This is a genomic window from Vibrio aerogenes (assembly GCF_024346755.1).
Classification (GTDB): domain Bacteria; phylum Pseudomonadota; class Gammaproteobacteria; order Enterobacterales; family Vibrionaceae; genus Vibrio; species Vibrio aerogenes.
On record NZ_AP024862.1, the window covers coordinates 389,885 to 411,315 of the forward strand.

16 protein-coding genes are annotated in these 21,431 nt (G+C 52.1%); 7 read left to right on the forward strand and 9 right to left on the reverse strand.

Features of this window, described 5'->3' with window-relative positions:
- The 9 genes from OCV29_RS19420 to OCV29_RS19460 all read right to left on the reverse strand — a co-directional run bounded on the left by OCV29_RS19420 (window position 1) and on the right by OCV29_RS19460 (window position 12,847).
- On the reverse strand, window positions 1-1,728 hold the full coding sequence (locus OCV29_RS19420) for a tannase/feruloyl esterase family alpha/beta hydrolase (protein WP_073602065.1): 1,728 nt from the start codon (window positions 1,726-1,728) through the stop codon (window positions 1-3).
- Between the two features lie 294 nt (window positions 1,729-2,022).
- Window positions 2,023-3,147 (reverse strand): M14 family metallopeptidase, encoded by a 1,125-nt coding sequence (locus OCV29_RS19425; protein WP_073602066.1) that lies wholly within the window; start codon window positions 3,145-3,147, stop codon window positions 2,023-2,025.
- 208 nt (window positions 3,148-3,355) lie between these two features.
- Complete coding sequence (locus tag OCV29_RS19430; protein ID WP_084193168.1) at window positions 3,356-4,681, reverse strand: sensor histidine kinase; 1,326 nt, start codon at window positions 4,679-4,681, stop codon at window positions 3,356-3,358.
- Between the two features lie 15 nt (window positions 4,682-4,696).
- Window positions 4,697-6,148: a sigma-54-dependent transcriptional regulator gene (locus OCV29_RS19435; RefSeq protein WP_073602067.1), complete on the reverse strand. Its 1,452-nt coding sequence runs from the start codon at window positions 6,146-6,148 to the stop codon at window positions 4,697-4,699.
- A 71-nt stretch (window positions 6,149-6,219) separates the two neighbouring features.
- Entirely contained in the window at window positions 6,220-8,652 is a 2,433-nt protein-coding gene (locus OCV29_RS19440; RefSeq protein ID WP_073602068.1) for an ABC transporter permease, read from the reverse strand.
- Window positions 8,652-9,386 (reverse strand): ABC transporter ATP-binding protein, encoded by a 735-nt coding sequence (locus OCV29_RS19445; RefSeq protein ID WP_073602069.1) that lies wholly within the window; start codon window positions 9,384-9,386, stop codon window positions 8,652-8,654. Before OCV29_RS19445 ends, OCV29_RS19440 begins: the two co-directional genes overlap by 1 nt.
- Before the next feature lie 48 nt (window positions 9,387-9,434).
- Complete coding sequence (locus OCV29_RS19450) at window positions 9,435-10,700, reverse strand: efflux RND transporter periplasmic adaptor subunit (protein WP_073602070.1); 1,266 nt, start codon at window positions 10,698-10,700, stop codon at window positions 9,435-9,437.
- A gap of 518 nt (window positions 10,701-11,218) precedes the next feature.
- Window positions 11,219-11,767, reverse strand: coding sequence for a DUF2231 domain-containing protein (locus OCV29_RS19455; protein ID WP_073602071.1), 549 nt, complete (start codon window positions 11,765-11,767; stop codon window positions 11,219-11,221).
- A gap of 156 nt (window positions 11,768-11,923) precedes the next feature.
- On the reverse strand, window positions 11,924-12,847 hold the full coding sequence (locus OCV29_RS19460) for a LysR family transcriptional regulator (protein WP_073602072.1): 924 nt from the start codon (window positions 12,845-12,847) through the stop codon (window positions 11,924-11,926).
- A gap of 265 nt (window positions 12,848-13,112) precedes the next feature.
- Between OCV29_RS19460 and OCV29_RS19465 the strand changes: the two genes are divergently transcribed.
- The 7 genes from OCV29_RS19465 to OCV29_RS19495 all read left to right on the forward strand — a co-directional run bounded on the left by OCV29_RS19465 (window position 13,113) and on the right by OCV29_RS19495 (window position 21,281).
- Window positions 13,113-14,639: an ABC transporter substrate-binding protein gene (locus OCV29_RS19465; protein ID WP_073602073.1), complete on the forward strand. Its 1,527-nt coding sequence runs from the start codon at window positions 13,113-13,115 to the stop codon at window positions 14,637-14,639.
- A gap of 72 nt (window positions 14,640-14,711) precedes the next feature.
- A complete protein-coding gene (locus OCV29_RS19470; protein ID WP_073602074.1) occupies window positions 14,712-15,629 on the forward strand; it encodes an ABC transporter permease in 918 nt (305 codons plus the stop codon).
- A gap of 14 nt (window positions 15,630-15,643) precedes the next feature.
- Window positions 15,644-16,549, forward strand: a complete 906-nt coding sequence (locus tag OCV29_RS19475; RefSeq protein ID WP_073602075.1) for an ABC transporter permease — start codon at window positions 15,644-15,646, stop codon at window positions 16,547-16,549.
- Between the two features lie 173 nt (window positions 16,550-16,722).
- On the forward strand, window positions 16,723-17,790 hold the full coding sequence (locus OCV29_RS19480; RefSeq protein ID WP_084193169.1) for an ABC transporter ATP-binding protein: 1,068 nt from the start codon (window positions 16,723-16,725) through the stop codon (window positions 17,788-17,790).
- Window positions 17,771-18,601 carry an ATP-binding cassette domain-containing protein gene (locus OCV29_RS19485; RefSeq protein WP_073602076.1) on the forward strand — a complete coding sequence of 277 codons (831 nt, stop codon included), beginning with the start codon at window positions 17,771-17,773 and terminating at the stop codon, window positions 18,599-18,601. The genes OCV29_RS19480 and OCV29_RS19485 overlap by 20 nt, the downstream gene beginning before the upstream one ends.
- Window positions 18,602-18,682: 81 nt before the next feature.
- A complete protein-coding gene (locus OCV29_RS19490; RefSeq protein ID WP_073602077.1) occupies window positions 18,683-20,098 on the forward strand; it encodes a M20 family metallopeptidase in 1,416 nt (471 codons plus the stop codon).
- On the forward strand, window positions 20,091-21,281 hold the full coding sequence (locus OCV29_RS19495; protein ID WP_084193170.1) for a M20 family metallopeptidase: 1,191 nt from the start codon (window positions 20,091-20,093) through the stop codon (window positions 21,279-21,281). The genes OCV29_RS19490 and OCV29_RS19495 overlap by 8 nt, the downstream gene beginning before the upstream one ends.
- The last annotated feature ends 150 nt before the right edge of the window (window positions 21,282-21,431 follow it).

Below are 21,431 nucleotides of genomic sequence, written 5' to 3' on the forward strand. Positions count from 1 at the left end.
TTAATGACTCACAATCCGGCAGACAAAATTCTCTGCCTTTTCAGAGTCACCGCTGCCTTTGTAGACGGCAATCTTCGGATAAGGACACAGTGGACGGGTCCGGTCTGCGGACCAGTCTGAGGGGAGCTCACGGTTGACACCGCCCGCATTGCCGGTTCCCCGTGCTGTTGCAATAATCCGGTCGGGTGCTTCACCGTACTCAACCCAGTCAACCAGCGCGCCTATCGCATCATACTGATCTGCTGCGATACCGCCACGGGAGTGGTTCATCCCCGGCACCCGGAAATACCGCACAAAATCCGTCGCGTCACCGTGATTTTCAGCCGTCAGTGCGTTGTACCAGTTTTCTGTATCGACGGTAGAATAAACCGGATCTGCCGTCCCCAGCATCACGATCATCTTATCGCCCAGATGGTGCATCCGCGACAGGTTCGTCACATGAGGCGGATACATAAAGTCAACCGCACTTGTTGTATAAACATCTGTGGTCGCGTAAATCTTAGGGGCGTCAGAGTCCATGTCGAAACTCAGGGCAAACTCACGTTGTAATGCTGGTGTGGTATTCAGCGTGGTATCGGTAAGTGGCGGGGTCATAAACACATAAGCCACAGACAAAGGATCACGATTACCTACAGATGCATTAAATTTCCAGCCAGCCCATGACCGTCCGGCAATACCGGGATCGTAGACAAACGGCGCATAAAGCGCATCACCATTGCTGTTTTTTGCGCCGGAGAAAATCGCCGCAATCGCATCTTTCTGTTTGTCGGTCAGGCAGGTGCCGTCACGCTCTCCTTCACAAGACGGGACATCGCGGTGCAGATCAAATGCCTGCTGACAACCATCGGTGTCAAACACCATACCGTCAGCCAGGCCATCCAGCGTATCACATTTGGATAGAATCGCCTGAGAAACCAGACTGCGTTCCGCCGTGGTAAATGCCGTGCTCAGGTCATCCGTATCTGTGGCGACAGACGCCAGTTGTTGTGCACTGTATAACTGGGCAATGGCGGTATTGGGCAGGTGGAAGCCGGGGTTATGTGCGAGATAACCATCATATTCAGCCGGAATCCGCGCAGCCGCAACCATGGTATGACGGCCACCATTCGATGCACCGCCGATGTAGGAATAATCAGGTTGCTTACCATATGTTTCTTCCACCAGTGCTTTTGCCATCGGCGTTAGTTTTTGCACTGCCTGATAGCCGTAATCAAGCCTGGCTTGAGGATCGAGCCCGAAGGTACCGTTCTGAGCAGATGAGTGGCCTGCGTCAGAGCTGATGACGGCAAATCCCTGATAGAGTGCATTGGTGACGGGACCACCACCACTGATACTGCCCTCAGCGGTGACAATTCTGCCGTCCAGCCCGCCATTGGCCTGATAGAAGAAACGACCGTTCCAGTCGAGCGGCAGACGCATCTCAAAACCAATCGCATAAGTTTGCCCATCGACCGGGCTGACCCGTTCGAACATTTTCCCTTCGACAACGCAGTGAGCACCAATCGGCTGACCTGCAACTTTAAGATCGCCTGATGCTGCGAGCTGAATCGAAGTAATTTGGGTGTTGGCATATGAAAAATCTTCCAGAAACTGGCAGGATGAATTTTCCAGACGGACGCCAACGGCTGGTGATTTATGTTTGGCATGGGAGCCATCTTCCCAGCTGCAGCCCACTGCGTAAACTGACGTTAGCAGTCCGATTGCATAAATGAGTTTATTCTTTTTCATAATTTCCTCGTGATTTGAAGGCACTCATATGTACCGTTCTCATTTTTGTCTGATTCATATCATATTTTGATATGAATCATTACACATGAGTGTCAACAGAGATGAAAGTTCCTCACAAATGTTCAATTTTGAGTTTTTGGTTGTTATTTTTTTATTTTAATGAGCAAAAAGTTGATATTGTGCGCATGATGGCACGGTGCAGCGGAATCTGTTTTTTACGACAGGCAGACAAGGGCGCGCTGCCCTTGTGTTATGAATGAAAATGAGGGGTGTCTTTGAGAGATGAATCGCTCATCAAAGTTTGCTGACCACGCTGTTGACAGCGGCTAATACATCCTGACCAAACGCGACGCTGCGCTCCGGAGACCAGCCATAAAACTCGTCCGGATGTTGGTTATGATCTTTAAATGGCATTTCAACCGTGTAAGAAAGACATTTGAATTGCTCAGCAACCCAATTTGAACCGACAGTCAGATTGGCCTGACCCGGTTTATCTTTCTCATAGCCGATGTCGTCCTGAAATTCAGGGGTAATCGTCAGCAGTGCCTGTTTAAAAGCGTTTTCTTTGTCGGCGAGCGCCTGATCATAAGAAGGAATACCTTCAGAACCTGCAACGAAGTTGTACGGAATGGCTTCATCACCGTGAATATCAAGGAACATATCAACGCCGTGTTTCAACATCTGCTCCCGGACATAATAAACCTCCGGGCTTTTTTCGACAGAAGGTGACTGCCATTCCCGGTTGAGGTTGACACCAACCGCATTGGTGCGCAGGTGACCACGAATACTGCCGTCCGGGTTCATGTTCGGGACAACATAAAATACGGCTTGATCCAGCAGGGCTTTACCAACAGTATCTGTTTCATCCAGCAGACGTTGCAGTAAGCCTTCAACAAACCATTCTGCCATGGTTTCACCAGGGTGCTGGCGCGCTGTAATCCAAATTCGTTTTTTGTGTTCAGCCGGCTCGCCGATCGTCAGCAGGCTGATATCGTTGCCATCGAGTGTGTGTCCGAGCGTGGTCAGTTCACAGGCAGAATGCATTTGAGCCTGATGCAGCAAATCCTGATGGCGGTCATAGCTGTAAGGCGCAAAGTAAGCGAAATAAATGGAACCATATTCAGGAATGACCCGGAAACTCAGGGTGTCACCATCAAACTCTGCCGGAATGCGGAACCATTCCTCCCGATCATAAGAAGCAACGACATCATAATCTTTCCAGCCTTCCGGATAGGCAGATTTTGCCAGATTCACCAGTTTAATCTGATGGGATTGATGTGCAGTGGTTTCCAGACGGAAATGGAACCACTGATAAAACTCAGACTGATGGTCGGCAGGGATCGAGAGCTGAATATCCTCCGGAGATTGTGCTTTTTCAACCCGGATATTGCCACTTTCAAAATTACTGAATATTTTCATGTTGGTTTGTCTGTTGATTGGAAAAGTACACACAGTAGCAGCTAATTCATTGCTTTTGAAGATGATGATTCAGCCGCTGCCCCTAAATAATCAAGGAGCCTGATTGTAGCTCACTTATGCGGTATTGAATTTTTCGCATCAAAGCCCTGCACATGCATCCTGAGCGATGTGGCCGCAATTCACCTGAAGATGGATGGGCTCATATTTATTATTGTGGCAGTGTCAGTGTTGCCATACAGCCCGGACTATCACGACGGTCGCGAAGGGTATAATCCCCGCCGTGATTTTGCGCAATCTGCCGGCACAGCATCAGGCCGATGCCGCTGCCGCCGGATTTGGTACTGTAAAAGGGGACAAACAAGTTGTCCGGGTTGGTGATGCCGGTGCCTCTGTCAGTGATGATCAGCGTTGTTGAACCGGGCTGTTGTTGCCAGTTGATCTCAATCGGCTGCTGTTTGTCTGCCATCGCTTCATCGGCATTTTTCAGTGTGTTGATCAGCAGTTGTTGCAGTTGTGCCGGATCAACCTGAATCTCAATGGGTGTTTCTGTGAGCAGTGTGATGGGGCGATCGGTGAAAAGGGGCAGTACCGAACGGATGAGTGAGTCGATGCGGGTCTGTGTCAGTTTTGGCTCCGGCAACTGGGTCAGCTGCCGGTAGCTGTTGATAAACTGCTTGAGGTTTCCGGCCCGTTCTTCAATCATGGCTAGTCCGTGATCCACTTCCCGCAGTGCATCGTCTTTTGTTTCCGGCAGCAACTGGCGCAAAGTCTGACTCAGTGAAGCCACTGGTGTCAGCGTATTATTAATTTCATGGCTTAAAACCCGCAGCAGGTTTTTCCAGGCTTTGTGGGTTTCTCCCCGCAGCATGTCACTGACATCAGTAATAAATAACAGAGTATGTTGCTGGCCCAGTTCAAAATAATGATCATAAATGATCTGGTAACGATGTTGCCCGGCCGGAAAGTGCCATTCAGTCACCTGGCGGTTTTGTCCATTGATGAGTGGCAGCAGGTTCAGCGCAGCAGCACTTTGATGTTGTAACTGATCGGGGGTCATCTGATACAGTGCGGCGGCACCGTCATTGGCAAACGCAATCTGTTGGCTGGCGTTCACTGCCAGAACGGCCACATCGACATTCCGCAAAATGGTATTGATCAGATATTGATGCTGATTCAGCGCCAGCGACTGATGCTGCATGGTTTCAGACAGCTGGTTGATCTGAGCCAGCAGTGTATCCATGGTATCGTTCTGACCAGAGAGTTTGCCCCGCAAACTGAACTCCTGCTGATTCAGCGATTCCACCAGATTCAGAATGGTTGTGAGATGATAATCAAGCTGGTGCCTTGCCGTCAGGGCGCAATAACCGGTGAACAGCATCAGTGTCAGTGCAGTCAACGCAATCAGATAGCCGGAAGCCCCAACAAACCACAATGTGATGAGCAGAATCAGCGTTGGCGGTAAAGCCGCCATCAGCAGTAAACGGGTCTGCTTTTGCTGTAATGAGTGGGTCCGGCGTCCGGGAAATTCAGCCATGGAGTGGTCTCCGTTTTATTTTGATCTGGCCAGCCGCCGGTAAAAAGCACTCCGGCTAAGTCCGAGAGAGGCAGCCGCCTGATTCGCCTGTCCATGATAGTCGTCCAGTCGCTGGCGGAGAATCTGCTGCTCGATATCTTCCAGTGTCCCGGTTTGTAACAGTGCATCGTTCGGGGAGGTGCCGGTCGCAGCCGTGACATTCTGCTGCAAAGGCGTGTGCTGAAAAGAAGAGGCGCTTTGAACAGATGACTGGTGCACCGGCAATACCTGCTGTAGCAGCCCGCTGTCGGGCTGGTCATTCCGGCACAGTAACACCATCCGTTCAATCACATGGCTGAGTTCGCGGATGTTGCCCGGCCACGGATATTGTTGTAACTGGCGCACCAGCGTGGCTGACAACGAGTCCGGCATGATGTCCCGCTGATATTTGCGGGCAAAGCGCCGGATAAAGTGACGGGCAAGGGGAAGGATATCTTCGGTGCGTTCCCGCAGTGCCGGGATGCGGAGTTCAAAGGTGTTCAGGCGATAGAACAGATCCTGACGAAAGGTTTGCTGGCCGATCATCTGTTGCAGATCCGCATTCGTTGCCGCGATAACCCGGACATCCACCTGCTGCGTTTTACTGGAGCCGACTTTTTCAAACTGACGGGATTCCAGTACCCGGAGGAGTTTCGATTGCTGGCTGACCGGCGTATTGCCAATCTCATCCAGAAACAGTGTGCCCTGATCCGCCAGCTCAAAACGGCCGGGGCGCTGCTGTTTTGCATCGGTAAAGGCGCCTTTAACATGGCCAAACATTTCACTCTCAAACAGCGATTCAGGAATGGTGCTCATATCGACGGCAACAAAAGCCTGTTCCTGCCGGGTTGAGTGGCGGTGAATATAATGGGCCAGCTGGCTTTTCCCGGTGCCGTTTTCACCGGTCAGCAACAGGCTGGCATCACTGTCGGCAATCGCATTCAGGGTATCAAGCAGCGCGACCATCGCCGGTGACACCGCAATCAGATCGTCGTCAGTATCCGGTGTCAGCTGTTGTTGCAGCAGTTGATTCTGACGCTTGAGCCGGGCCTGTCCGGTCAGGCTTTGTCTGAGCCGGAGCTGGGTGTGAAGAACATGCAGCAGTTGCTGGTTGTCCCACGGTTTTTCAATAAAGTCTGCCGCGCCGGATTTCATCGCCTGAACCGCAATATCGATGGTTCCCCAGCCGGTCATGACGATGACAGGCAGATCCGGCACCTGCTGTTGTAACTGGCTGATGAGACTGAAGCCTTCCTGACCGGAAGTGGTATCGAGCTGGTAATTCAGATCAATCAGGGCGACGTCGGGCTCGGCAGAGATGGCACTGGCGAGTGTCTGCTGTGGGGTGCTGGCCGTGATGATGTCAAAGCCGTTGACTTTCAGCATCAGCCTCAGCGTTGTCAGGATATGTTCATCGTCATCTGCAATCAGAATCCGGGGATTGTTCATTGACTGTCTCTCAGTGTCTTTTTATGTCAGCCGGACGACCTGGCTTCAGGTTGTCCGGGATGATGCCATGATTATGATCTTAACGCATCCATCGGGGCCAGCCGCAGAGCCCGGCGCGCGGGAAGATAGGTTGCCGTCATGACAACAGCACTGAGCCCCACACTGGTCAGAACAAACAACAGCCAGACCGGAACCGGACTATGACCCATGAGCCTGATTAACAGTGGCCCGGCGGTCAAGGCGACTGGCAATGCCAGCACAATGCCGCTGCCAAGCTGAATCAGGCTGCGCTTCATCAACATCCGGATCACGTTGTGATGGGTGGCGCCCATTGCCTGACGGATAGCCAGTTCCTGCCTGCGCTGATGAATCGTTCGGGTCATGACGCCATAAATCCCGCTGCCCGCCAGCAGTAAAGCGATCAGTCCGAATACATTGAACAAAATTGCCATAAAGGTCAATCCTGCGGTATTGCGCTGTAACAGTGCTGCCATGGGTTTGATTTGCCAGGCAGAAACCGACACATCGGTGTCGCTGACAGCCCGGCGTAAAGTTTGCGTCAAACCGGATCCGGTAACACCCTTTGCGACCAGTGAAAAACTGGCTACCGGGGCTTGCAGGGCAGAGCGGTACACCGTGGGTAAATGCTGACGGAAACCAAACGGACGGCTTTGGATGATATGCGGCACAATACCGACAACGGTGTACCAGTGATGATCATATTTACTGTTGGCCCAGCGGAAGCGTTTGCCGATAACATGAGATTCTCCCGGCCAGAAACGCCGGACAAAAGAGCGGGTGACGACGGCAACCCGTTGTGAGCCGGCATGATCTGCCATGGTCAGCAGACGGCCCGCTTCCGGTTTCACGCCCAGCGCACTGAGCGTGCCGGGATAGACGACCACGTTATGGCTCTGGGGCAGGCCTGATTGTTCTGACTTCAGAACACTTTGTCCCTGCAGCTCAATTTGTCCCAGCCAGGTGAACTGGCCGGGGAGAAAGCTGATTAAACCGGCCTGAAGAACACCCTGCTCACCGCGCAGGTGATTAACCAGACGGGTATAAAAGGTCGTCTTTTTGTCCGGTGTCTGATATTGCGCCGATGGCAGGGTCACTTTGGCGGTATAGACGTTTTGTGGCTTAATACCGTAATCAATTTGTCTGGCTTGCCAGACAATCAGAGTCAACAATAACCCAAGGCAGACTACACTGGCAGACAGCATGATCTCAACTGTGACCAGAATCCGGCTCAACCGGCCACTGCTGCGGCTTTGAGCGCCGCGTGTGCCGTCCCGCAGGACATCGCTGATATGGCTGCGGCTCATTTTCCATGCGGGAAACCCGCCGGTAAGCAGGCTGACCAGCACAATCAGGCCGAAAGATTTCATCAGCACATCGCCATTGAGGGTCAGCTGCCACCAGTAAGGTGGTTTATCCGGAACAAAACCGGGCAGCAGGGCATTGGTCAGGGTCAGCGCCCAGCCAGCGAGCAAAATCGCCAGCAGTCCGCCACACAGACAGATCAGCGTACTTTCATACATCATCTGGCTCATCAGCCGGAGTGGGGAAGCGCCGTGAGCCAGCCGGATGGCGCTCTCTTTGGTGCGTTCACCGGCTCTGGCGAGCAGCAGGTTACTGACATTACAACAGGCGAGAATCAGCACAAATCCGACACCCGCCAGCATCATATAGTAGAAAACTTTTGAATCTTCCCCTTCAAAGCTTTCCTGAAAAGTGATGGTAAAGGCGGAATGGCCCTGATTGATTTCCGGATACTGTTCCGCTCTGGCGGCCATGATGGCTTGTAGTTCTGCGTCAGCCGCCGCCCGGCTGCTGCCGGGAGCTGTTTTGGCAAATGCGTAGATTTTCGGTGCGGTTTCCGGGGTAAATTTGCTCTCATCCAGTTGGGATGGCAGCCAGACCTGTACATTGAGCGGGAACTCATAACCTGGGGGCATCACGCCGATAATCCGGGTGCTGATGCCATCGATCAGGATACGCTGGCCGATAATATCCTGCCGTCCGGCAAAATAATTCTGCCATAGCGTGTCGCCGATAATCACCACCGGTGGCGCTCCGGGTTCGTTATCCTGTGAATTAAATAACCGCCCTTTAACCGGTTGCGTGCGGGTAAAGTGAAACAGATCGGACTGGTTATAGTTCGCCTGATAACGGGCGGCTTTACCATCGAGATTCAGGTTGACCGGTTTGGCATAGTAGTAGCCGGTTTCCGTCAGGTGCCGGCTTTTAGCCTGAATCGCTTTGAAATCCGCATAGCTAAGGGGGAGATCACCTTGCCTGACGCCATTGAGCTCCGGGGCGATCAGCACCATTCGCTGGCCTTGTGGAAAAGGCAGCGGCCTGAATATCAGCGTATCAATCAGCGCATACATATAAATGCAAATCCCCAGTCCGGCGGCCATCATCAGGGTAGTGAACAGCGTAAACCCCGGCTGCCTGAGCATCACCCGGAAGGTATATTTCAGATCAAGAAGATGAGACATTACGCTCTCCCGTTCTGCGTTGAGGAAAACGATGACCGATCATCAATCATCATGCCGTCAAACATTTCGATTCGCCGGGTTGCCCGTTCGGCCGAACGGGGATCGTGTGTCACCATGCAGATGGTACCCCCATTGGCATTGAGCTGATCGAACAGCGTCATCACCGATTCTGCATTTTTCGAATCGAGATTTCCGGTGGGTTCATCCGCCAGCAACAGGGCTGGCTGGCCGACAATCGCCCGTGCAATGGCAACACGCTGCTGTTGGCCGCCGGAAAGTTGTGCCGGGAAATGGCGCTGGCGGTGTTGCAGGCTGACCTGTTCCAGTGCATGACGCGTGGCTTCTTTGATTGCTGGTGACGACAGCCCGGTCCGGTAAGTGAGGGGCAGCATGACATTTTCTTCAACGGTCAGATCACTAATCAGGTTAAATGACTGAAAGACAAAGCCAATCATTTGATTACGGTGAGCGGCCTGTTGCCTGTGATTCAGCGTTTGTGTATCGGTGCCACCCAGAAGGTAGCGGCCATCGTTGGGGCGATCGAGCAGCCCCAGCAGCGACAGCAGCGTCGATTTACCGCACCCGGACGGGCCGGTGATAGCAACATATTCACCCCGGTGAATCTGAAAACTGACATCGTTCAGCGCGTGGGTTTCTATATCTTCTGTTTGAAAGACTTTTTTAATATTGCTTAATGCAACAACCGGGTTGTCGTTGTTGTCGGATAACATCATGCTTTCTCCGTAAATCGGTTAATCAGCGTATAAATATGGACGGTCTGTTCAGTGTTCATCAATCAGACGAACGGTGTCCGTATGTGCCCAGGCCTGTTGATTCGAGGTAATGATGCGATCATTGACTTTCAGGCCTTTTTTTATCTCAATGTTGTCAGCGGAACCTTTGCCATACACCACTGGTACCCGGACTGCGGTTTTGCCGTCAGCCGACAGTCTGAATACTGTACCCGGAGAATGGCTCTGTGCCAAAGCCGGACGCGTTACATACCGGATGTTTTGCAGTGCTGAAACCAGAATCGTGCCCTCGATGCTCAGATCGGGACGGGCTTCCGGCGGTAAGGTGTCGGTGAGCGCGACATCAACCTGCACGGTGCCCTGAGAAACCGAAGGGTCGATGCGAATCACGGTGCCCTGAATCTGGTGTTCATGGGTGTTGATGGTGGCGGTTTGTCCGGTCATCACCTGACGGATCTGGCGTTCCGGAATTTTAAGCTCGGCAATCAGGTCTTTTGGCTGTGCCAGTCTGGCGACGTTAAACCCGCGGGGTATCTGTTGGCCGGCTTCAATGTTCACGGCCTGAATGATGCCATCTTGCTGAGCGGTGATGGTGAGCGCATTGAACCGCGTTTGTGCCCGCTCCAGGGCATTTTGTAACTGATTCACGCTGGCCTTATCGGCACTCAGCTCTGCCTGCTGTGTCAGCTTAAGTTTTTCTACCCGTTGTTGCTCAATGGTGAGCTGTTCCTGAAACTGTGCCCGGTCAAGGCGGGTTTGGTCATAATCGATGCGCGATACCGCGCCGTTGTTTTGCCGCAGAAGCTGGTTTTGAGCACGATATTTCAGGCTGATTTTTTCCAGTTGATGGCGGGTTTGTAACATCCGGGCTTTGGCATCCAGTAACTGACTTTGCTGTTTCATCTTCAGTGCCTGATGTGCTGCCTTTGCTGCCTGTAATGCCCAGCTTGTTTCCTGAGCGTGCTGTTCGAGGTCCGGATTGCTTAATCTGGCAATCACATCACCGGCTTTAACGCGGGTGCCAGCTTTCACGGCGACATTTTCCACCCGCCCGTCGGCATAGGCCGAGATCCAGCGAATGGATTTCGGGGCGAAGATCCCGTTACCGCGGACTTCAACCGTCATGTTGCCGCGGCGAACCTGAGCTATCTGAATCCGCTCGCGGGATAATGTGTATTCAGATGGCCGGAAGGTCACAGCAGAGGTACCGAGCACTCCGGTCACTAAGATGACTATAGCGATGATAAGATTGCGCTGGCGTAGTATGGGCTGTTTCCTGACCCTGGGTTTATCCATCGGATGATTCCTTTATATAATCTTTAAAAAAGCTGACCCGGAGAACAGAGCACAAGCTGTGCCAGATTTTATGTCAATGAATTTAAAGAGTTTTATTTGATTTTGTAGATGAGGTGTCCCGTTGGTGGGAGGTCTGTCCCGGAAATGGGATCCCGGAATCGGGATTGTTGAATTTTTACGTTGGAGGTTTTTGGCTTTTGTCGCATCTATGCTGATCTGAACCTGTTTGGATGAGCTGCATGCGGTTGTGTTTCTGACCGTATTGAGATGTCAGCCTGACATGAGCACCGAAAGCGGAGATAAACGCATAAACATCTGAACTATCGTCAAATTCAATCTTTGATAAGCATGGGAAAAATATGATCTGATCATCCAAAGGTAGTGTATTCAGACGAAGAATGTTTGATGAGTGAAATCAACGTCTATCGGGTCTCAGTGTCCGATATTGTTGATTGAAAATCCCCTCACCACACGCTGATGCGGTTACTTTGAGGGGATAAAATTTCTGAAGGATACAATTAATGATGGTGTCCATCGTCATGGTGATTGGATGCGTCAAGGTTTCCTGTGTGATGCGGGTTGTCCGGTGTATGCCCATTATCATGATGGTGCTCGGATGATTGTGTATCCGGCAGGCTGAGTACGCCTAATCCGTATCTGTAAACCAGCTCTCCGCCTTTGTAAGCGGTGACTGTTACCAGTAAGCAGGCTAAAACCAGAAAAATACCACTGATTGGCACCATCAGCTTCTTCCGGCAGATCAGACTCATGATGGCACCAGCAGCAAAGATGAGCAAGGTCAGCATGGCCCAGTTTCTGTGTGCTGTCATTGCCAGGTGCGATACTGCATCATGCCCAACAGTGCTGTATGCATGATAGCCAGAGAGTATGGTAACGATAATCGCAATCAGACCCGTAATATTGATAAATTTATGGGTAAACCTGACCGGATGATTTGTGTCAGGGCGTTTCAGCCAGATAAAGCACTGCATCAGTCCTGAAAACGTAATCAGAGTGATGGTAAAATGTACAAAAACCGGATGCCAGTTCGGGATGATTTCAATCATAGATAACCTCTTTTTCCTCGTTCAATGGCTGTAATCTGGATACAGCCCCACATGTATGCAGGGCTTGCCCGGTCAGGAACTTGTCTGTTTAAGTGTAATACTTTTTACTATGCCTGCTACGGCATGATCGGAAAGATGACCGGACAATTCAACGGATCACTTCACAACATCATCCGGCGGCAGGTGCCCAATCAGAAAATCCGCAAAAGACTGAACAGCTTTAGGGAGTGTCCGGCCTGTCAGCACCTGAACTTCAATATTACGGATTCCCATGCCTTTATCGGTGATTGGAATGGCCCGGACCCGGCCGGTTTGTACCAGTCGCCGGACGGATATTTCTCCGGACAGTGACAGCCCGTTATTATTCACGGCAAATTGATTTAATGCCGCGAGATAGTTACTGACAAAAGCCATCTGATAATTCAGTTGCTGCTGGCTGGTACAAATATCGAATAACTGCCTGACTGTGGTATCCGGATAGGGCAGAGCCAGCGGGTAAGCCGTCAGTTGTGACAGACTGACTTTTTTCCGCCCGGCCAGCGGATGTTCCGGGTGCATGATGGCCAGCACCGGAGACGGTTGCGAAAAGAGAACCCGGATATCTTCACTGGGTGTCAGGCTGAACGCCAGTCCAATATCAGCATCCCCTTTACGAATGATATTGGCGACTTCTCTGGGTGAATAAATATCCAGCTTAAACTGAATACCACTAAATATTTTCTGGTACTGCCCAATGATGAACGGAATGAACTCCATGGCGAATCCTTCCGTGGTCGCAATGGTTACCCGTCCTTTTTGCAGACCTTCCAGCGCATCAATCTCACCAATCACCCGATCTGTTTCCAGCTGAACTTTGCGTGCATAGGCAGCCAGCAATTCTCCGGAAGCACTTAAAATCATACCTCTGGAACGGCGTTCAAATAATGGCGTGCCGATTTGGTCTTCCAGCGCGGATATTTGCCGGCTGATTGCACTGCTTGCAATATTCAGGTGCAGTGATGCTTCACTAATCGAGCCGCAACGGGCGACTTCCAGAAAGTATCTGAGTGCTGGTGAAGTCAGGGAATGCAGTGCTGCCATTGTTCCTCCTGGAAAATTTGATGATTCTCTGTCGGTTGAGTTGCGCTAATTTGGTGCCCTGTTATGGTGATCTATCATTGCTTTTATGGCAATGAATAATTGCTTTTTCTCTAATTGTGGCAACATCATAAATCCTCTAGTATCGGATAAAAGTCAACCTTTTTGACTGTTTTGTGGTCTGCACTGATCTGATGAATCTGTATCGGTGACACGGATTTTCCGGACAAGGTGTAGCGTGAATAATACGAAGTATAAGGATGTGCTTATGTTACGGTTCAAGAGACCTCTTTTACCTCTGGCTGGTTTGCTTTGTGTGCTGGGAACAACGCAGGCGCTTGCCAATAAAGCGGATGATACGCTGGTATATGCATCGAACAGCTGGCCGGAAAATGTCAGCCCTTATCACAATAATCTGCGGGAAGGGGTGATTCTCGGCCATCTGGCCTGGGACACACTGGTCTATCGGGATCCGAAAACCGGGAAGTATCTGCCGATGCTGGCAACTGGCTGGCAATGGAAAGACTCAACTCACCTGGTGATGGATATTCGTCAGGGCGTGAAGTTTCACAATGGCGATGAACTGAGTGCCAGTGATGTGGCATTTACCTTCAATTATGGCCTTGACCCGGTGTCTAAAGTCGTCACCCTGCAAAATATCAGCTGGATTAAGCACGTGAATAAGCTTGGGCCGTATAAAGTTGAATTTGAACTGAAAAAGCCATTCCCGGCGGCACTGGAATATCTGGCCGGGCCTTTACCTATCTATCCTGAAGCTTATTTTAAAAAAGTCGGTCTGGCTGGGTTTAACAAAGCACCGGTCGGGACCGGACCTTACAAAATCACCAAAGTGGTCAGTGGTCAGGAAGTGCTGCTGGTGAAAAACCCGGACTACTTCAAAGACAGTCCGATAGGGCAAGCGAAAATCGGTAAACTGAAATTTGTGCTAATCCCGGACCCGGAAACCCGGATTGCGCAGCTGATGACCGGACAAGTTGACTGGATCTGGCGGGTGCCGTCTGATCAGGCTGAACAGCTGAAAATGATGCCAAATATTTCGGTCCTGAGTAGCGAGACGATGCGGGTTGGCTTCCTGACGCTGAACAGCCGTGGGACGGAACAGGAAAACTCACCGTTTAAAGACCTGCGGGTGCGGGAAGCGGTGAACTATGCCATTAACCGGGACGGACTGGCGCATGAACTGGTACGGGGTGGCAGTCGCCCTTTATATACGCCGTGTTTCCCGTCTCAGTTTGGCTGTGATACTTCAGCCGCGAAGGTTTATCCCTATGATCCGGCCAAAGCGAAAAAACTACTGGCAGAAGCAGGGTATCCGGATGGCTTCAGTACCGATATCTATGCCTACCGTGACCGGGATTATGCTGAAGCGATTATCGGTAATCTGATGAATGTTGGCATTAAAGCCAAACTGCACTTTATGAATTATGCCGCATTAAGAAGCCTGCAACGGGCTGGTAAAGTGCCAATGGCGTTCCAGACGTGGGGCTCTTTCTCTATCAATGATGCCTCGGCGATTACCGGCGTTTACTTCAAGGGAGGCGCGGATGATGAAGATAAGGATCCGGAACTGATTTCATGGCTGGAGAAAGCCGATACATCGGTTGATCCGGCCACCCGGCTGAAATATTACCGCAAAGCGATTCAGCGCACCTCAGAGCAGGCATACTGGGCACCGATGTTCTCCTATACCAGTAATTATGCGTTCACCTCAGATTTGAATTTTTCTGCTTATCCGGATGAACTGCCCCGCTTCTGGGAATCAAGCTGGAAGTAAGAGACACGGCAATCAATGTCCGGGACACCGTCAGGATGTCCCGGATGAACGGAATCATCAGGGAGAGAAATCATGGCAGGTTACTGTTTGCGACGTTTCTTTATGGCGCTGAGTGTAGCGCTGACCGTCTCCGTTGTTTGCTTTATGTTGCTGCATTTGTCCGGCGATTTGGCAACCGCAATTGCCGGGCCGGAAGCAACCGCAGAACAGGTGGAGCAAATCCGGGTACAGTTCGGGCTGGATCAGCCGCTTTATGTGCAGTATTTCAGCTGGCTATGGCAGGCGCTGCATCTGGACTTCGGTCAGTCTTATTATTTTACCGAGTCAGTGATGTCTTTGATTCATGAGCGACTGCCGGTGACGTTAACGCTGGGCCTTATTGCACTGAGTGTGGCAACGCTGGTGGCGATTCCACTGGGGATTGTGGCGGCGATCCGGCAGGATACCTGGATTGACAGGGCGGCGTTAATGATCGCGGTTATTGGTCAGGCAATGCCAAGCTTTTTCTTCGGTCTGGTGCTGATTATTGTGTTTGCGGTGAACCTGCACTGGCTGCCCGCGGGCGGCAATACCGGCTGGAAAAGCTATATTCTGCCGGCGATAGCGCTGGGCTATTATGCGACACCTTCGATTATGCGCCTGACCCGGACCGGGATGCTGGAGGTGATGGGCTCAGATTATATTCGTACCGCCAGAGCGAAAGGACTCAGTGAAACCCGTGTGGTCATGAAACACGCGTTGAGGAATGCGGTGATTCCGGTCGTCGCGCTACTGGCTGTTGAACTCGGTTTTATGCTGGGTGGTTCCATTGTGATCGAATCGGTTTTTTCTCTGAAAGGACTCGGGCAACTGGCCTGGGATTCGATTGCCCGGAATGACTATCCTGTGGTTCAGGCGATTGTATTGTTAATTGCGCTGTTCTATATCGTGCTGACTTTCTTTGCGGACCTGCTCAATGCTGTGCTGGATCCGAAGCTCAGAATCACCTGATAAAGGAGAAAAGGATGACAACCGCAAGTATTTCTCAGTCTTTGATGGACACCGTGCCGGAAATCCCGCCGTGGCGTAAAGCACTGAGTCAAGTATTAGGGCATCACAGCCTGACACTGGGCGCCATTGTTTTACTGGCGATTGCCGTTGCTGCGATTCTGGCGCCCTGGCTGGCCCCGCATGATCCGTATGCACAGGATGTGACGCAACGAATGATTCCGCCGGTGTGGCATGACAAAGGCAGCTGGGCACACTGGCTTGGCACCGATAAGCTCGGGCGGGATTATTTCAGCCGCCTGCTTTATGGCGCACGTATTTCTCTGATGATTGGTCTCGCTGCGGCATTTTTGTCGGGTGTGATTGGCACCACGCTGGGGATTCTGGCGGGTTATTTTGGTGGCAAAACTGATGCCGTGATTAGCTATCTGATTACCACCCGGCTGGCGATGCCGGTGATTCTGGTCGCGCTGGCGCTGGCCTCACTGGTTGGTGGTTCGCTGGAAGTGGTGATTGTGCTGCTTGGCTGTTTATTATGGGATCGGTTTGCTGTGGTGGCCAGAGCAACTACGCAGCAGCTGCGGGAGGCGGAGTTTATTGCTTCAGCCAGAGTACTCGGGGCATCGACGCCCTATATTCTGCTGCGTGAGTTGTTACCGAATATTCTCAGCCCGCTGATTGTGGTGGCGACACTGGAAATGGCGCATGCGATCTTGCTGGAAGCGACGCTGTCATTTTTAGGTTTGGGTGTGCAGCCGCCACTGCCGTCGTGGGGGCTGATGGTGGCTGAAGGGAAAGGTTATATGTTTTTCCAGCCGTGGGTGATTGCGATACCGGGCATTGCCCTGATGATTTTGGTACTGGCAATTAATCTGGTCGGGGATGGCTTACGGGATATGAACGCACCGCAACACCGGAATTAGGTCACAAACCTTAAGGGATGGAGAGTCATCAGGCAGAGATCGAACGCAGACACGCATAAACCCATCCATGGGGCTCCACCGCGCCATCCCTGGCGCGGAGGGTCTGCTTATCGATATCCGCCTGATGCCCGCAACAGGGTCAGAAATGCTGACTCAGGCCGCAGGGAGAAGAGATGGAAAATATACTGAATGTACGTGAACTGGAAGTCAGCCTGCCGACCGCCAATGGGTTGCTGAATGCGGTGCGGGGGATTGATCTTCATGTCCGGCGCGGTGAAATGCTGTGTCTGGTCGGCGAGTCCGGCTGTGGAAAATCGATGACTTCCATGGCATTGATGGGATTGCTGCCGAAACAGGCTCAGTGCCGGGCAAAACAGATGGATTTTGATGGTCTCGACCTGCTCACCATGAAACGCAAAGCCAGAAACGGACTGCGGGGATTGAGAATGTCGATGATATTTCAGGAACCGATGACCAGCCTTAATCCGGCTTTTAAACTCGGGGACCAGTTGTGTGAAGGTTTAATGTTGCATAAAAAAGTCACCAGAGCACAGGCACGGGAAAGAGCAGTGTATCTGCTGGAAAGAGCTGGAGTGCCATTCCCTGAAGCCCGGCTGGAGCAATATCCGCATCAGTTGTCCGGCGGGTTGCGCCAGCGGGTGATGATTGCCATGGCGCTGATGTGTGAACCGGATTTAATTATTGCCGATGAACCCACTACGGCGCTGGATGTCACGATACAGGCACAGATTCTTAAACTGATCCGCGAATTGCAGCAGGAGTTCGGTACCGCGGTGATTTTTATTACCCATGATTTAGGTGTCGTCGCCCGGATTGCTGACCGGGTTGCGGTGATGTATGCCGGACAAATTGTGGAAACGGGCACCACCAAACAGATTTTTACCGCGCCGACCCATCCTTATACCCGCGGACTGATTCAATGTATTCCGGTGCCTGGAAAAACCCGTCCGGGAGAAATGCTGCATACGATTCATGGCGTTGTGCCGGGGCTCATTGGTGAAGTGACCGGATGTGCGTTTGCCAACCGCTGCCCGGATGTTGTCCCGGCCTGCCGCAATACATCGCCCCGCTTAGAGGATCTCGGAAACGGACAGGATCGCGGAAACGGGCATCAGGTGCGCTGTCCCGTGGGCATCCATTCCGGGCAAATCAATTCCGTGGAAATCAGCACCACGGAAATCAACCATACCGGGGAGGTGAATGATGGAATATGCGCTTGAGTTGTGTGATTTAACCCGGCATTTCGAACTGAAACAGGGGATGTGGAAAGAGAAAACCCGGCTGACGGCGGTGAATCAGGTGTCGATGCGGATTCAACCCGGAGAAGTGGTCGGGCTGGTGGGAGAATCTGGCTGCGGGAAAAGTACCCTGGCGAAAATGATTCTCGGCCTGTTGGCACCCAGTTCAGGTAATGTGTTGATTGCAGATAAAGAAATCGACCTCAGTGACCGTCTGGCGCTGGCAAGGCTGATTCAGCCGGTTTTTCAGGACCCGTATTCATCACTCAACCCGCGTAAAAAAATTGCGGAAATTATCCGTCTGCCTTTAAAGCTGCACCGGATTGGCACGGCGAAAGAACAGATGCAGGCGGTGCAGGACATCGCGGCCAAAGTCGGCTTGCCGGAGCGTTTGCTGGAGCAATATCCCGGACAACTTTCCGGCGGGCAACGTCAGCGGGTGGCGATTGCAAGGGCACTGATCCTGAATCCCCGGATTCTGATTTGTGATGAACCCACTTCGGCGCTGGATGTCTCCGTACAGGCCCAGATTCTGAACCTGTTACTTGAACTGAAAAATGAACTCGGCCTGACTTATCTGTTTATCAGCCATAATCTGGCGGTGGTCGAACATCTGGCCGACCGGGTGATGGTGATGTATCAGGGGGAAATCGTGGAACATGGCCCCTGTCAGCAGATTTTTCATCAGCCACAACATCCTTATACACAAACCTTACTTGCTTCCATTCTGACGCCGGACCCGGATTTGGGTTTGCCGGATATCGAACAGTTCAGCTGGCAGACAGCCGGCTGAACCCACATCAACCTGAAATGAATCCGGCAGTGGCAGTGGTATTCGCTGCCAGCCTGAGTCACAGGTTCCAAAGGAGTTTATATGAGTCGTGAACAAGCCATCGAACAGGTGACCCGGTATTTTGAATCCGGCGCTTTTTTGCAAACGCTGAAGGAAAGAGTGGCGATTCCCAGCCAGAGTCAGATCCCTGAAGGGACGGCTGCATTAAACAACTACCTCACCACCGCGATGATTCCTGCCCTGACTGAGATGGGATTCCAGTGTGAAATTCTGCCGAATCCGGTTGCTGATGAACCCGGTGCCTGGCCGTTTCTGCTGGCTGAACGGATTGAAGATCCTGATTTGGTGACACTGCTGACCTATGGTCACGGGGATGTGGTACTCGGTTACGATGAACAGTGGCGGGATGGTTTGTCCCCATGGCAGCTGGTGACTGAAGGTGATTACTGGTATGGCCGCGGCACCGCGGATAATAAAGGGCAGCATTCGGTCAATCTGGCGGCCTTGCAGACGGTATTACAACAGCGCGGTCAGCTCGGATTTAATGTCAAAATCTTACTGGAAATGGGAGAGGAGGCCGGTTCTCCGGGGCTGGCTGAATTTTGTGCACAATATCAGGAACGATTAAAGGCCGACCTGTTTATTGCCTCCGATGGCCCGCGGGTTGGTGCTGAGCTGCCGACGGTTTTTCTGGGATCCCGCGGAGCGATGAATTTTGACTTGAAACTGAATTTGCGCCAGGGCAGCCATCATTCCGGCAACTGGGGTGGCGTGCTGGTCAATCCGGCAACGCGCCTGACCAGTGCCTGGGCAACGATGGTGGATGCTCAGGGTAAAATTTTGCTGCCGGGGCTGCTGCCGGACCATCTGCCGGACGCCGTCAAAGAAGCAGTAAAAGAGATTCCGGTCGGGCAGGGCGAGGGTGATCCGGAAATCACTCCCGATTGGGGAGAACCCGGACTTTCTCCGGCGGAACAGCTCTTTGGCTGGAATACGCTGGAGATTTTAGCCATGAATGTCGGTAATCCCGCTGCGCCCCTGAATGCGATACCGGGACAGGCAACCTTACATGCCCAAATCCGCTTTGTGGTTGGCAGTGACAGTGACAATTTTCTTCAGACGATTCGTCATCACCTTGACCAGCAGGGGTTTGAAGATGTTGAAGTCGTGAGCGGTAAAATGCATCTGATGCCGGCCACCCGTCTTGATCCGGATGATCCGTGGGTGAACTGGATTCTGTATTCGGTCTCGGCAACCACAGGGAAAAAAACCACGCTGCTGCCAAATCTGGGTGGTTCAATTCCGAATGACTGCTTTGCCAACACGCTGGGCCTGCCGACGTTGTGGGTACCGCACTCTTACCCTGCCTGTTTACAACATGGTCCGGATGAACATGTGTTAGGCTCTGTGATGCTGGAAAGCCTGCAATTAATGACCGGTGTATTCTGGGATTTAGGGGAAAGTGGTGTGTCAGTCAGGGAGTTGAGAAATGAATAAACAAGCAATGATTGAGTCGGTGTCAGGCTGGCTGCGTGATCATGAGCCGGCAATGAAACATCTGCTGGAAACGCTGGTGAATATTGATTCGTTCAGCCATGACCCGGATGGTGTGAGTCAGGTCCGCGATTGTCTGGCCGGCGTGCTGGAGCAGGCAGGCATTCAGGTGCGGCGGCTGGATGAGCAGAACACTTGTGCGCTGCTGGCAGAAGTGGGTGAAAATTCCGCCCGTTGTTATTTTCTGACCGGCCATATGGATACGGTGTTCACAAAAGGCACCGTGGCTGAGCGCCCTTACCGGGAAGAAGACGGTATGGCGTATGGCCCCGGCGTGGCTGATATGAAAGCCGGACTGGTGATGAATACCTTTCTGATGATGGTGTTTCACCGTTTACATCAGCAGCATCCTTTGCCGTTTACCCTGAAGATGATGGCAACCGGTGACGAAGAGATCGGCTCGCCGAATGGTCAGCATCTGATCCGTGAATATTTGCAGGGGGCGGATGCGGTATTTAATGCTGAACCGGGACGCGTTTCCGGCAATGTGGTCAGTGCCCGTAAAGGGGGCGGCAGTTACCGGATTGATGTCACGGGCAGGGCTGCCCACGCGGGTGTCAACCATGCCGATGGTGCCAGTGCTATTGAAGCGTTGGCCAGAATGATTCAGTCTGTCCATCAGCTGACTGATTATCAGGCAGGGATCACCACTAATGTCGGGCTGATTTCCGGGGGGACAACGCCGAATACCGTAGCTCAACAGGCATCAGCAATGGTTGATGTCCGGTTTAAAACCGCAGAGCTGGGAGAAGCGCTGGCACAGAAGCTGGAGCAGTGCGTTGTGCAGCATGGCGTGCCGGGTGTGCTTGGCGCATTGACCAAAGTGGCTGGATTTCTGCCTTTTGAAGCCCGGATGAGTGAGTCGTTGCTCCGCCTTTACCGGACTCAGGCGCAGCAGATTGGTGTTGAAGTCGATGGTGAATTTACCGGTGGCTGTTCGGATGCCGGATGGACGGCTTCGATGGGGATTCCGACATTGTGCGGCACCGGACCGGTAGGTGGTCATGCGCATACGGATCGGGAGTACTGTGATTTAACCACGCTGGTGGAAAGAGCGCTGATTGTCGGGCGTTGTCTGATGACACTGGATATCAGCTCAGACCGTTTTGATGGGATTTCAATGTGAAATCAGTTTGAGTGATATTTTTTTGTCTGAAAATTAGCCAGTATTATCATTCCATGCCTAAACTTAGTGAGTATTACCATAATATCCCCAAAAAACCTGACGATGCATGATTCAGTACCTTGTTTCAAGCCCGGACAAATTTCGCTGAAC

What these genes read in the sequence shown, in the direction of transcription:
- OCV29_RS19420 (WP_073602065.1), bottom strand. Translation starts at nt 1,728, where the DNA reads ATGAAAAAGAATAAACTCATTTATGCAATCGGACTGCTAACGTCAGTT.
- OCV29_RS19425 (WP_073602066.1), bottom strand. Translation starts at nt 3,147, where the DNA reads ATGAAAATATTCAGTAATTTTGAAAGTGGCAATATCCGGGTTGAAAAA.
- OCV29_RS19430 (WP_084193168.1), bottom strand. Translation starts at nt 4,681, where the DNA reads ATGGCTGAATTTCCCGGACGCCGGACCCACTCATTACAGCAAAAGCAG.
- OCV29_RS19435 (WP_073602067.1), bottom strand. Translation starts at nt 6,148, where the DNA reads ATGAACAATCCCCGGATTCTGATTGCAGATGACGATGAACATATCCTG.
- OCV29_RS19440 (WP_073602068.1), bottom strand. Translation starts at nt 8,652, where the DNA reads ATGTCTCATCTTCTTGATCTGAAATATACCTTCCGGGTGATGCTCAGG.
- OCV29_RS19445 (WP_073602069.1), bottom strand. Translation starts at nt 9,386, where the DNA reads ATGATGTTATCCGACAACAACGACAACCCGGTTGTTGCATTAAGCAAT.
- OCV29_RS19450 (WP_073602070.1), bottom strand. Translation starts at nt 10,700, where the DNA reads ATGGATAAACCCAGGGTCAGGAAACAGCCCATACTACGCCAGCGCAAT.
- OCV29_RS19455 (WP_073602071.1), bottom strand. Translation starts at nt 11,767, where the DNA reads ATGATTGAAATCATCCCGAACTGGCATCCGGTTTTTGTACATTTTACC.
- OCV29_RS19460 (WP_073602072.1), bottom strand. Translation starts at nt 12,847, where the DNA reads ATGGCAGCACTGCATTCCCTGACTTCACCAGCACTCAGATACTTTCTG.
- OCV29_RS19465 (WP_073602073.1), top strand. Translation starts at nt 13,113, where the DNA reads ATGTTACGGTTCAAGAGACCTCTTTTACCTCTGGCTGGTTTGCTTTGT.
- OCV29_RS19470 (WP_073602074.1), top strand. Translation starts at nt 14,712, where the DNA reads ATGGCAGGTTACTGTTTGCGACGTTTCTTTATGGCGCTGAGTGTAGCG.
- OCV29_RS19475 (WP_073602075.1), top strand. Translation starts at nt 15,644, where the DNA reads ATGACAACCGCAAGTATTTCTCAGTCTTTGATGGACACCGTGCCGGAA.
- OCV29_RS19480 (WP_084193169.1), top strand. Translation starts at nt 16,723, where the DNA reads ATGGAAAATATACTGAATGTACGTGAACTGGAAGTCAGCCTGCCGACC.
- OCV29_RS19485 (WP_073602076.1), top strand. Translation starts at nt 17,771, where the DNA reads ATGATGGAATATGCGCTTGAGTTGTGTGATTTAACCCGGCATTTCGAA.
- OCV29_RS19490 (WP_073602077.1), top strand. Translation starts at nt 18,683, where the DNA reads ATGAGTCGTGAACAAGCCATCGAACAGGTGACCCGGTATTTTGAATCC.
- OCV29_RS19495 (WP_084193170.1), top strand. Translation starts at nt 20,091, where the DNA reads ATGAATAAACAAGCAATGATTGAGTCGGTGTCAGGCTGGCTGCGTGAT.